The sequence below is a fragment of the Labilithrix luteola genome (assembly GCF_001263205.1).
Taxonomy (GTDB): domain Bacteria; phylum Myxococcota_A; class Polyangia; order Polyangiales; family Polyangiaceae; genus Labilithrix; species Labilithrix luteola.
Window position 1 is genome coordinate 11,811,616 of the sequence record NZ_CP012333.1, and the last position, 11,315, is coordinate 11,822,930.

At 67.3% G+C, this 11,315-nt stretch carries 13 protein-coding genes; 7 read left to right on the forward strand and 6 right to left on the reverse strand.

Annotated features, from left to right (window positions below; all coding sequences use genetic code 11):
• Positions 1 to 2: 2 nt before the first annotated feature.
• Entirely contained in the window at positions 3 to 437 is a 435-nt protein-coding gene (locus AKJ09_RS50945) for a response regulator (protein ID WP_146655116.1), read from the reverse strand.
• Positions 438 to 542: 105 nt separating this feature from the next.
• Here AKJ09_RS50945 and AKJ09_RS50950 point away from each other — a divergent pair, with 105 nt between their 5' ends.
• The 3 genes from AKJ09_RS50950 (at position 543) to AKJ09_RS50960 (ending at position 2,214) form a co-directional block, all read left to right on the forward strand.
• Complete coding sequence (locus AKJ09_RS50950) at positions 543 to 995, forward strand: hypothetical protein (RefSeq protein WP_146655117.1); 453 nt, start codon at positions 543 to 545, stop codon at positions 993 to 995.
• Between the two features lie 60 nt (positions 996 to 1,055).
• Positions 1,056 to 1,481, forward strand: a complete 426-nt coding sequence (locus tag AKJ09_RS50955) for a hypothetical protein (protein WP_146655118.1) — start codon at positions 1,056 to 1,058, stop codon at positions 1,479 to 1,481.
• A 154-nt stretch (positions 1,482 to 1,635) separates the two neighbouring features.
• Positions 1,636 to 2,214 carry a hypothetical protein gene (locus AKJ09_RS50960; protein WP_146655119.1) on the forward strand — a complete coding sequence of 193 codons (579 nt, stop codon included), beginning with the start codon at positions 1,636 to 1,638 and terminating at the stop codon, positions 2,212 to 2,214.
• Positions 2,215 to 2,303: 89 nt separating this feature from the next.
• Here the strand turns inward: AKJ09_RS50960 and AKJ09_RS50965 are convergent, their stop codons facing one another.
• Positions 2,304 to 2,732, reverse strand: a complete 429-nt coding sequence (locus tag AKJ09_RS50965; protein ID WP_146655120.1) for a response regulator — start codon at positions 2,730 to 2,732, stop codon at positions 2,304 to 2,306.
• Between the two features lie 423 nt (positions 2,733 to 3,155).
• Between AKJ09_RS50965 and AKJ09_RS50970 the strand changes: the two genes are divergently transcribed.
• Both AKJ09_RS50970 and AKJ09_RS50975 read left to right on the forward strand, forming a co-directional pair.
• On the forward strand, positions 3,156 to 3,527 hold the full coding sequence (locus AKJ09_RS50970) for a hypothetical protein (protein ID WP_146655121.1): 372 nt from the start codon (positions 3,156 to 3,158) through the stop codon (positions 3,525 to 3,527).
• Between the two features lie 250 nt (positions 3,528 to 3,777).
• On the forward strand, positions 3,778 to 4,131 hold the full coding sequence (locus tag AKJ09_RS50975; protein ID WP_240488906.1) for a KGG domain-containing protein: 354 nt from the start codon (positions 3,778 to 3,780) through the stop codon (positions 4,129 to 4,131).
• 63 nt (positions 4,132 to 4,194) lie between these two features.
• Here the strand turns inward: AKJ09_RS50975 and AKJ09_RS50980 are convergent, their stop codons facing one another.
• On the reverse strand, positions 4,195 to 6,840 hold the full coding sequence (locus AKJ09_RS50980) for an ATP-binding response regulator (RefSeq protein WP_169928669.1): 2,646 nt from the start codon (positions 6,838 to 6,840) through the stop codon (positions 4,195 to 4,197).
• Between the two features lie 292 nt (positions 6,841 to 7,132).
• Between AKJ09_RS50980 and AKJ09_RS50985 the strand changes: the two genes are divergently transcribed.
• Together AKJ09_RS50985 and AKJ09_RS50990 are read left to right on the forward strand one after the other, a co-directional pair.
• Positions 7,133 to 7,540, forward strand: coding sequence for a response regulator (locus AKJ09_RS50985; protein WP_146655123.1), 408 nt, complete (start codon positions 7,133 to 7,135; stop codon positions 7,538 to 7,540).
• A 437-nt stretch (positions 7,541 to 7,977) separates the two neighbouring features.
• Positions 7,978 to 9,735, forward strand: coding sequence for a hybrid sensor histidine kinase/response regulator (locus AKJ09_RS50990; protein ID WP_169928670.1), 1,758 nt, complete (start codon positions 7,978 to 7,980; stop codon positions 9,733 to 9,735).
• 6 nt (positions 9,736 to 9,741) lie between these two features.
• On the opposite strand, the gene AKJ09_RS50995 is transcribed toward AKJ09_RS50990, so the two are convergent.
• From AKJ09_RS50995 to AKJ09_RS51005, 3 genes are all read right to left on the reverse strand, one after another.
• Positions 9,742 to 9,996, reverse strand: coding sequence for a YdeI/OmpD-associated family protein (locus AKJ09_RS50995; RefSeq protein ID WP_146655125.1), 255 nt, complete (start codon positions 9,994 to 9,996; stop codon positions 9,742 to 9,744).
• Between the two features lie 239 nt (positions 9,997 to 10,235).
• A complete protein-coding gene (locus AKJ09_RS51000; protein ID WP_146655126.1) occupies positions 10,236 to 10,958 on the reverse strand; it encodes a hypothetical protein in 723 nt (240 codons plus the stop codon).
• A gap of 67 nt (positions 10,959 to 11,025) precedes the next feature.
• Positions 11,026 to 11,289, reverse strand: a complete 264-nt coding sequence (locus tag AKJ09_RS51005) for a hypothetical protein (RefSeq protein ID WP_146655127.1) — start codon at positions 11,287 to 11,289, stop codon at positions 11,026 to 11,028.
• Between the last annotated feature and the right edge of the window lie 26 nt (positions 11,290 to 11,315).

An 11,315-nucleotide genomic window follows, 5' to 3' on the forward strand; every position in this document is an offset into this window, starting at 1 on the left:
CTTCAGGCCAGGCGCTGCTTGTTGCCGCGGGGCGTGCGAACGCGCGCACGGACACCGCTCGTGCGCCGGCTCATGTGATCGCGCAAGAGGGCGTCGAGCTCGGCGAAGTCGATCGGGCGCGGGAGGGCGAAGTCGAATCCGGCCGCGTGAACGCGGGCCTGGCCGTCGGGACCATCGGGCGCCGTGGCCATCGCTACGCTGGGACGCGCCGAGCCAATCGCGCGGAGCGCCTCGGCAGCGGCCTCGAGGGGCGTCGTCACCAGCAACGCGTTGACGGACCGCTCGCGGAGCATCGTGCACGCGCCTTCGACGCTATGGACGACGACGACCGCATAACCGCGCTGCATGAGAGCCAGCTTGAGCAGCATGACGTGCTGCTTGCCGTCGTCGATGACGAGGACGAGGGGACGGCTCTTCGGCGCGCGCGCGTTACCCATGAACGACCTGGAACCCTACCGCGAAGCCGGTTCCTTGGCGATGGGTTCGCGTCGGCGTCCCCGGCTGAACATCAGCCAAACGGCGTCTCAGCCACTCCTCCGACCATGCGCCGCGCGCCGGACTGCCGCGTGTCGCAGCTCAAGCGATGGGCACTCGCATTGCTTTGGGGGCCGCCAGCCATGCTCGCGCTTCCGCATCTCCTGGGCACCGAGTGCATCGCGACCCTCACGACGATGGGGTTCCACGTCATGGCTAGAAACGCCGGACGCGAGACGCTTCAGCGCGACAGCGTCGTGGTGATCGTACCGAAAACGGCGCTCGCCCCGGCCGTGGTAGCCGGCCTCCTCCGCGCCGCCGGCGTGGATCCCTTCGAGTTCCTGCGTGCTCTCGAGCAGCAGCAGCGCCCCCGCACCCTTTCGCAAGGCGCCTCTCAGGATACCCCGAACGAGTCGGCGCCGCGGGGTCGCCTGACCGCAGCGCGCCTCGGACCGACGCGCGCCTCGACCGTGGCGCCCTTGTGTGTTGTGGCCTCGAGGAAGGCCTCCAGGTCCGCGTAGAACGCCGAAGCGCACGGAATCCGTCGTGGCCCAAACCGTGCGTTAGCTCGCGTTGTGAGCGTGAGACTACCGACCGTGCTCATCTGCGACGAGGACCGAGGGCACACCGAGCCCCTCGCTCTCGGACTCTTCGAGCTCGGCTACATGGTCGAGTTGACGCGCTCGTATGCGGAGGCTTTCGCGATCGCCTGCGCACGCGACTTCGACGCGCTCGTCACCGCCCCCTTCTTGCGGGATAGCTCGGCGCTCATGCTCCCCGCTGCGCTCGGCATACGACGACCGCTGATCGTCGTCCTCGCGAGTCGGATGGGCGAGCGCCTCGACCCGGTGATCGTGCGCAGGGTCGGCTTCGATGCTCAGCTCGCGAAGGTCGTTGCACCGATGACCGTCGACCGAATGGTTCGCGCCGCGCGTGCTCATCACCTCGCTGCGGAGGACCGAGACCGACCTTTCGGCCCGCGCGACCACAGCGATGTACGACGGTGACGCGTGCAGCACCGAAGTGACGCCAGCACGACGATGCGCGCGCGCCTGAGGCGCAGCGCATGGTAGTGTCGGGATAGTGGACTTCACGTCACTCGGACGCTGTGCAGAGCTTCGCGAACGACACATCGTTGCTGCCGCCAGCTCGTCGGAAAGCATGCAGGCCCTGCTCGAGCGCTTCGAGCAAATCGCGTCTCCCGGTGCCGGCGCACCGGTCCTTTTTCTAGCGCTCGCACGGCTGGCCACGACCGCATGCGATTGGCTCGACGGCGAGCTTCGCGTGGAGCTGACGGGCGACGACGCCAAGACGCGCATCTCCGTCTCCACGACGATCGGCGGAGGCTTCCGCGAGAAGGCCTTTCGCGATGCCGTGCTCGGAGTGCCCTTCGCCGAGTTCAATCACGCGGCGCTCACCATGCCGAAGCTGATCGAGCCGCTCGTTCTCTCGGAATCGGGAAAACGCATCGTGCTCGTCGCGTCTTCGGCTGCACGCAAGACGTCGCTTCCTCCGCCGATGGTGACCATCGACCCGAGCAGCTTCGTCGAGATCCCGAAGTACCAGGCTCCTTACGCCGGATCGCGCCCGCACGGCGTCAACCTTCCTCCGCGTCCCCGCATGGAGACGCTCTTGGGCCTCGATGATCCCGGGCTCGCGCACGAGCCGCAGCACGCCGCGCCCGCCGAACCGAAGATCGTGCTTCGGCGCCGCGTTCGCGAGGAGAGCGGGTCGAAGTAGACCTGGGTAATTTGCGCTGCCGGGGTCAGCGTGGACCCGACGACTTCGCGCGACCTCTCACGCCCCTCCGCCGCACGCGTCGCAGCGGCTCAGGCCGAGGACGGAGGCGATTCGGAGTCCTCCTCGCGGAACTCGCGCGTGCGGGCACGTGAAGGCCGCGAGGAGCGCGCCGAACGGGCGATGACGGCATTCGCCGCGTCGAGAAGCGAAGACACGCCAAGGGGCTTCTGGAGGACGCGTACGCCGTCGGGAACATGCAGCTCGCGCGGCTCCGCGGTGTAGATCATCGCACCGACGTTGAACAGTAGGCCTGCGGAAGACGCCTCCTCGAGCATCGCAGACCCACTGGCGCCTTCGAGATTCTCGTCGCTGATGACGAGATCCACGGAATCGCGTCGCAGCGTGGCCAGAGCCAGGGCGGTCTCGGCAACGGCCAGCACGTCCCAGTCGTAGGCCCGGAAGATCTCGACGAGCATTTCGCGCACGTCCGGGTCGTCTTCGACGATGAGCACCTTCATTCTGCGCCGTCAGCCCTCTCTTGCGGCGACACGAAGCATCCCTCGTGCCACGTGATCTCCCGGCGGCGCTCGAGCGATCGCTCGGTTCGGAAGGCCTTCTCGCTTCAGGCGGTGAGTTTCGCGCGCACGCGTAAGCGTTGCCTTCGCAGCCCGTTCGAGCGCGAACGGCAAGGCGATCGAAGTCGAACGGCGACGAGCACCCATCGCCAGGCGCGTTTGCTCCGCTGCGCTTCGCTCGCGCGGCTTCGCGTGGCCAACGAAAAGAGCTTGCGCTCCGCACACGATCGCGAGCGTCAGCAGCATCGTCCGCAGGACCGATCGTGCACGGCCGCCCTGCAAAAAACGACGCTGATCGCACGCCCATTGCTTGCAGAGACCAAGGACCAAGCCGTGTCTCTCGCTCACGCCGTCTGGAGGTGAACTGTGAATCGTCGGAACGAATTCGCGCGGACGCCGAGCTCCGCAGACCAACTGGGTGTCGCGCGCGTGCAAGCGATCCAGTGGTCGCATCCCGCCGTCGCGCAGCTCAGCGATGCCGCGCGGCTCATCTACGCGTGCCTCATCGACGGCTGCTCGACCACGGCGCGCGAGACCATCGACAGCGTGGAGCTGGTCTGGCGAAACCGCTACCGGGCGCGTGAACGCTACGCGGGGGCTGCCGAGATGCGCGACGCGCTCGACGAAATATGTCTCGCCGTCGAGGAGCTGCTCGCGGCTGGGCTCCTCGTTCTGCTCGACCGCAGCAGCATCAATGCGGGCTGGGTGAGGCGTCCCTGGGAGGAGCTGCCCAACTGATCTCGTGCTTGCACATCGCATGTATCGGCGAGCTCGAGCACGCGCAAGCTCGCGCTCCAGTTGGGAAAAAAGCTCCTCTGGTGGCGACAGTTCACCACGCGTGTCGTGGATCGACACGCGAATCCCGGCTCGAGAGCGCCGATCCCGGCCCTGGTCACTGGCACGGCCGTCGCTTCGTCCCTTACCCGAACCCCAAGGCCGGCGGGTCGGCTAGCCCGACGCCGCAGGCGCCGCAGGAGTAGTGGTCATCATGATGTGGAACGCCGACGACAACAACACGGGCGGCACCCAGGAGTCGTCCGAAACGAAGACCGACGCCGCGACCGAGGAGCGTCGGCCGCGCCGCCGGGGATTTGCCGCGATGGACCGCGAGCGCGTCCGTGAGATCGCGAGCAAAGGTGGAAAGGCCGCGCACTCCGCGGGCACCGCGCACCAATTCAGCAGTGAAGAGGCGCGCGTCGCGGGTCGCAAAGGAGGCATGGCCCCTCACGTCAGACGTGGCGGAGTCCGTCGCCGTCCCGCTGCCGAGGGCGCGACCCCGAGCGGAGCTGGTGCGGGTCAGGCCACGCACAACCCCGGCGAACACGGCGGGGACAACCGCTAGCTCGCGCGCGGGCCCGAGACTCCGGTCTCGTGGCCCGCGGGCGTTTTTGTCCCTACGCAGGCACTACGCGCGGGCAAGCTCGCGAAGCACGCTGACGAGCTCGGCGGGTTTGATGGGCTTTGCGACGTGGCGCTGGAACCCGGCGGCGAGAACGCGTTGGCGGTCCTCCGCTCGAGCATAGGCCGTCATCGCCACGAGCGGAACCTGACGTACCCCTTCGTTGGTGGCGCTCCGCACACGCTGCACGAAGACGAACCCATCCTCGATGGGCATGGCGAGATCCGAGAGGGCAACGTCGGGCACGCACGCCTCGAGCGAACGCATGGCGTCTTCGACGGTGGGCACGCGAGTGACTTTTGCGCCCGCATGCTCGAGGATCATGGCAATCAAGTCCCGCATGTCTTCCTCGTCGTCGAGGACGAGGACGCGGAACCCGGCGAGCGGCGAGAGCTGAACGGGCTCGCTACCACTCGAGCCCCCCGGAGACCGCCGGCGCTTGTCACCGTCCGTGTCGGCATCGAGCGCGGCGAAGAGCGGAAGGCACACCGTGAACTTCGCGCCGTGCCCGAGCCCAGCGCTCTCGGCCTGAACCGTACCGCCGTGCAGCTCGGTCAGATGGCGCACAATCGCCAAGCCGAGCCCGAGACCGCCGTGCAGGCGCGTGGTGGAGCCGTCGGCCTGTCGGAAGCGATCGAAGACGAACGGCAAGAACGCGGCGTCGATCCCCTCGCCGGTGTCATTCACCGTCAGGACCACGGCATCCGCTTCCCGCTTGGCGGCGATGCGCACCACGCCTCCCCGCGGCGTGAACTTCACGGCGTTCGAGGCGAGGTTCCAGAGGATCTGCTGGATGCGGTCCTGATCGGCGACGATGCTCCCCGGCTCGTCTTCGAACTCCGACTCGAGGAGCACCCCCTTGGCCTGCGCCGCCGAGCGCACGGTGTCGAGACAGCTCTCCACCGCCATCCGCACGTCGACGAGGCCCGTGGAGAGCCTGAGCTTGCCGCTCACGATCCGTGAGACGTCGAGGATGTCGTCGACGAGCTGCACTTGCGCGCGAGCGTTCCGCGCCACGACCTCGAGCCCCTTGCGACGCCGTTCGTGCGAGAGCTCGTCGTCGCTTTCGAGAAGGACGCGCGACCACCCGAGAATCGCGTTGAGCGGATTGCGGAGCTCGTGCGAGACGGTCGCAAGGAACTCGTCTTTCGCACGGCTCGCGGCCTCGGCGCGAGCGCGCGCGACCTCGGCTTCGGCGCGCGCGTCTTGTTCGCGTGCGAGGAGGGCCGCGCGTTCTTCTTCGATCCGCTTGCTTGCGGTGATGTCGAGCAGCGTGCCGATGAATCGAACCGTGCTGCCTTGTTCGACGATGGCCTGCCCTTTTGCCGCTACCCAGCGCTCGATGCTGTCTTCGAGGCCCACCGTTCGGTATTCACAATCGAACGCCCCCGAGGTCATGGGGTCGAGCGCGCGCCGGACGGCACGCTCCACACGCGCGCGATCGTCGGCGTGAACGGCAGCCATCCACACGGCAATGCTCACCATGGCCCCCGGGCCCAGACCCGACAGTGCCTTCGAACGCGCATCCCACCGGAGCGCGCCGGTCATCGGGTTGTAATCCCACGTTCCGAGGCCGGCAGATTCGAGCGCGATGCGCCGTCGCGCTTCGCCGGCTCGCAGCTCGAGCTCGGCGAGCTCGGCACGATGCCTCGCCTCTTTGGCCTCCTCGTAGAGGCGAGCGTTCTCGAAGGCGCCGGCCGCATGCTGGGCGGCAACCGCCGCGAGCTCTTCGTCGCGGACGTCGAACGCGCCCGCGTCTTCGTGCGCGAGCACGATGGCGCCCGTCGTCTCCCCGTCGCGCGACACCACCGGCACGGCGATGAGACTGCCGACGCGCGAGGGAACGCCCGCGGACCGCGCGAACGGCGCACTCAGCCGAAGGATCGAGACACCGCAGAAGACGCCTTGGAGCTGCGGACACTCCGGCCCCAGGGACATCATCTCGTCATCCATCATGCCCGAGAGCGCGACGTCCATCGCTGAGCATCCCGACACTTGGTGCGAGCGAGCTCCTTTACCGACGGCGTAATGGAACGCGCCTCCGCTCGCCGACGTGAGCGACGTGGTCTCGTCGATGAGGCGCTGCGCGATTCGACCGAGGTCGAGCTCGCCATTGAGCGCACTGTGGATGCGGACGAGTGCTTCGACGGCGTCGGCCTGAGCGTCCACGGGCAACGCCGCGATGAGGCGCTCGCTCAGTCGGCCGGTCGTCGGGTCGGCAGCGATCCGCGAATCGCTCGCGCGCGGCGCCATGCGCTGCCGATAGCGAGCCACGGCCGCGGCAGCCTTCGTCCGCAGCACCTCGGGATCGACAGGCTTGTGGAGAAACTCGTCCCCGGTCGAGAAGCTCTTGGCGACGACCTCGCTCGTCGGCTCGCTCGGCGTAAGGAGAATGACCGGCACCGCGCGGGAGCGATCGGCCTTCTTGAGGAGAGCCGCAGCTTCGAGCCCATCGAGCTCCGGCATGCGCAGGTCGAGGAGGACCAAGGCGAAGTCTTCGTGGCTCGCGCGAATGACGGCTTCGGCGCCCGAACTCGCGCAAACGACGCGCTCACCGAGCGGTTCCAGAATCGCGCGCAGCGCTTCCAGATTGGGAAGATGATCGGCGACGAGGAGAATGCTCGCGGTCGTCGAAGGCGTGTTCGGGTACACGCTTCCCGGCGCCCGTCGTGCGGAGGACGACGTGGGGAGTGTCGGAGACGATGGAAGGGGCGCTGTTTCAGGGGTGCGGGCCAAGGGGCCTCTTCGGGATTCCCTATGCTTGAGCGACAAGCGCGAGCGGTCAACGTGACACGACGCCTCCCCTCTTCCCGCGCACGGGCGTCGCACGCAAGACCGCTCCCGTCATCCAGCACGAGCGGCGCGGGATCGCTCCTTGCTGCCGCTCCCCCTCGTACGCCGCGCGTCGTTTCTTCTCGTACGTCCGGCTTCACCGGAGAGCCACATGAGCCATCGTGCCACGGTTCTCGTCGTGGATGACGACGAGGACACGGTCGAGACCATGCGAGACATCTTGAGGGAGGAGGGTCACGTCGTCTTGTGCGCCCGCAATGGGAGGGAGGCGCTCGAGCTCGTCTCGGAAAAGCGGCCCGATCTGGTTCTGCTCGACCTCAACATGCCGGAGATGGACGGGCGGTCATTTCTCGAAACCATTCGTAACGATCCCGCTCTCGCAAACACCCACGTGGTGGTGCTCTCGGGCGCGCCGGACGCGCCGCGGTTTTCGTGCGAATCGGTCTCGAAACCTCTACGGCTCGACACACTCCTCGCCCTCCTCGAGAGGGTCGCCGACGCGGGTAAGGCCCCCCTCCCCGTGAGCACCACCCGAATCGGCGGCGACCCATCCGATTGATGGCCCCATCCGATTCATGGCCCCATCCGATTCATGGATGGATTCGCCGCGCTCCAGCGATGATCCTCCAATGAGGGCCCTCATGCCACCCGTGGGCTCTCGAGGAGTATCAAGGAACGTCAGAGCGCCGTGTAGCTGGTGACCTCTCTCGTGAGCGACACGTGCGACACGAGGACACGAGGAGCGAGAGAGAGAAGGAAGCAAAAGCCCAAGCGCCCAAGCGCCCAAGCGACTGAGGCGGGCCCAACGCGTGAAAAGCCATGTCTGCGACCCAGAAAGCGCGAACTGAGGTATCTTGCGATGGTGGGCATTCCTCGCGCTCATCGCGCTTCGCGAGGCGCTCAGCCCACACTCATCGTGAACAAGCGCCCCCCTCGCGGAAACCAAAGGCTCGTGTCGCTTCGCGCTTCGCGCCTCGTCGCAAGCAGGGTGTCCTATTGAGCGAGCTGAGCGATCGGAGCGCGCGCCCGCCCACGACACCTGCAAGCTCGTCCGAAATCACGGCGGAGATTCTCGAGCGGCTCCGGACGATCACCGGGCTATTGGCAGGCACCCACACGGTCACCGACATCGCACGCATCTCCGTGGCGGAGGGCGCGGCGGCGATAGGCGCGCTCGGCGGCGCCATTCGGCTGATGAGCGAGGACGGCACGAAGCTCGAGCTCATCGATCGGCACCATCACGGTGCACCGCCCGAGGCTTGGCTCGACGATCCCGTCGCCGTCGACGCCCGCACGCCCGTCGCGGAAGCCGCCCGGACGAAGGTTCCCGTTTTCGTGGAGACGCCGCAGCAGCTCGCCGAGCGGTTCGGGGCTGGCTCGAACCCACATCTCCCCGGCTCCAAGGCCAGCCTTCCGCTCCTGGTCGATGGGCGGCTGCTCGGAGTCGTCGCGTTCGCCTTCGCGGAGTGGAGAACGCTCGGCGGAAGAGAGCGCGCGTTCATGTGCGTTCTGGCAGACGTGACGGCGCAGGCGCTCGGTCGAGCACGCCACAACGAGGCTCATGAGGTGGCGCTTCGCGAAATCGAAGCGATGAGCAAGCTCAAGGACGAGTTCCTCGCCACGGTGAGCCACGAGCTGCGAACGCCCCTCAACGCCATCGTCGGATGGTCGTCCATGCTGAAGGAGCCCCTCGAGGGCGACTCTGCCAAGAGAGGCGTCGAGGTCATCGAGCGCAATGCACGCGCGCTCGCGCGGCTCGTCGACGACGTACTCGACGTGTCACGAATTGCCCGAGGAACCTTGCGCGTCGAGCATCGCCCAGTCGACAGCGCGCACGTGGTACGGTCCGCCCTCGAAGCGGTGGCACCAGCCGCCGTCGCCAAGTCCATCGAGCTCGAGACGGTCATCGACGATGACACCGGTGTCGTCATCGGGGACCCGGATCGACTCCAGCAGGTCGTGTGGAATCTCTTGTCGAACGCGGTGAAGTTCACGCCGCGTGGAGGGCGCGTCACGACCACGCTCTCAAATCGGCGCCTCTCGCATCACCGCCTCTCGCGTCACCGCGACGTCGTGCAGATCGTCGTGACCGACACGGGCGTCGGCATCGAGCCGAGCTTTCTACCGCACGTCTTCGAGACGTTCCGTCAGTTCGATAGTTCGACGACCCGCCCGCACGGCGGATTGGGTCTTGGCCTCGCCATCGCGCGCAACATCGTCGACCTCCATGGGGGGACGATGGCGGTCGCGAGCGGCGGATCAGGCAAGGGAGCGAAGTTTACCGTGGAGCTTCCCGCATCACACCCGCCACCTGCCGACGACGCGGCGGCGCCAGCACCAGCTACGAAAACGCGAACCCCCGTTCCCCGCAATGTCCTCGAAGGGGTCCGCGTGCTCGTCGCGGACGACGCCGCCGACTCGCGCGATCTCATCCGGCGCGTTCTCGAAAACGCCGGCGCCTCGGTCCGTGCCGTGGCTTCGGCACGCGAGACGATGACCGCCATGAAAGCATGGCCCCCCGACGCCATCGTCGCCGACATCGGAATGCCGGACGCGGATGGCTACACCTTGATGCGCTGGATACGAGCTCTCGATGCGAGCGCGGGCGGCCAGGTTCCTGCCATCGCACTCACCGGTTACGCGTCCGAAGGCGATCGGCGCAGCGCACTCGCCGTGGGCTATCAGGAGCACCTGTCGAAGCCCACCCATCCGAGCGAGCTCGTTCGCGCGGTTGCACGCGTCGTTGGGCGCTGACGTCGCTCAGGTCGAAAGCGGACGGTCCTCGGGCAGGTCGGTCGCGAGCCCGTAAAGGCTCATCGCGACGACCGCGGCGCGGTGCTGCCGTACCGAGGACTGCTTCGCTTCTTCGACGTAGGCGACCATGCCGGCGCGATCGCGGTCGTTGAGGCGACCGAAACTCTCCTGGGCGCGGGGGCTCTGTTCGAGGAGTGCGAGCAACTCGCGGGGGACGAAAGACTCGGGGAGAAGCGAGGCGGGGGCGGAGACTGCGTTCATGTGCCGCTCTTGAGCACGAAGCAGGCCATAAGGTGCGCTGTGCCGCAGCTCCTGCACGTATTTTGTCAACCGCCTGAAATCACTTACATATCGCTATAAAGCGCGACCGCTAGCGAGGTTTCTTGGGCAGGTCGTGAGTGACCCAGCCGGGTATAGTTCGACCACATAGTCCGACCCAGTCCGAGGTCATACGACCTCAGAGCTGGGTGGATCCGCCGACGGCGAACTACGGGAATCACCTACTCGTTCGTGCAGACGCGGGCGACCTTGCCGGTCGTCGTCGCCGCCACGGCGCACGAGCCTGCTGCCGCGTTCTTGCAGTCCTTGTCGCTCGCGCACTTCTTCTTGCACATCGCGTCTTTGCCGAAGCCCATCACGAGCTCCTGACCCGCCGCGCACTTGGCCGCGGTCGCCGGTTTGCCCGCGTCCGCCGCGGCCCCGGCGTCGGAAATGCCCCCCGCGTCCTTGGCGCCGCCGTCCACAGCCGTCGTCCCTGCGTCCGTCACCGTCGCGGTGGCGGTGAAGGCGTCCTTGGTCACCCATCCCATGAGAACCGAGCTTGCGTCCTTCGGATCGGCGAACGTCACGAGCTCGCAGTCCTGGTACTCGGCGATCTTGTTGACCTCCGTCCCCTTGGCGAGGGTTGCGACGACCGACCCGGCCTTCGGAGTCGTCCGTACGCTGGCGGAGGCGGCGGCCACCTTCGTCGCCTCGTTCGGAATCGGCGTCTCGCCGGGGAAACGAGCGACGGAGGCGGCATTCTTGGCCGCCGGTGCCGGTGCGGGCGCGACGGCGGCATCGGCTGCGGGCGCGGGCGCGGGAGCAGCATCTTCCACGACGGCCGTGGCGTCGACGACAGCCGCGTCCGATCCGGCGTCAGCCCCCTGCTTCTTCAGCATCGGGCAGCCAGAGACGACGAGCACCATCGGGAAAAAGCTGGCAACGAGGATGAGCTTTCGCATGCGCCACCACGCATATCACGGGCTGCTGGCGGGCATCCAAATCGTGGCGGAACCCAACAGTCGGTCGTCAGGCCGACGAAGCCATCAACGTGGCGTCGTGCAAATCGAGTGACTCCGACGCGAAGCCCCGGTCGATCCCACGACGCCCGCTCACGCCGACGATCTGTGAGGCGCGTGGGCACGAGCCGGTCAACGGCCAAGGCATGTCACGAAGCGTCGAGCCGACGCGCGCGAGGTCCGTCCGCATCGTGCGGATACGTGTGTGCTGCGAAGGGTTCTTTCGCAGAGCGCGCGAAAGGACCTCGACCAGCCTGCCGAGCTCCGTGCGCACGCGCAGCTCCGCGATGCCATCGGATG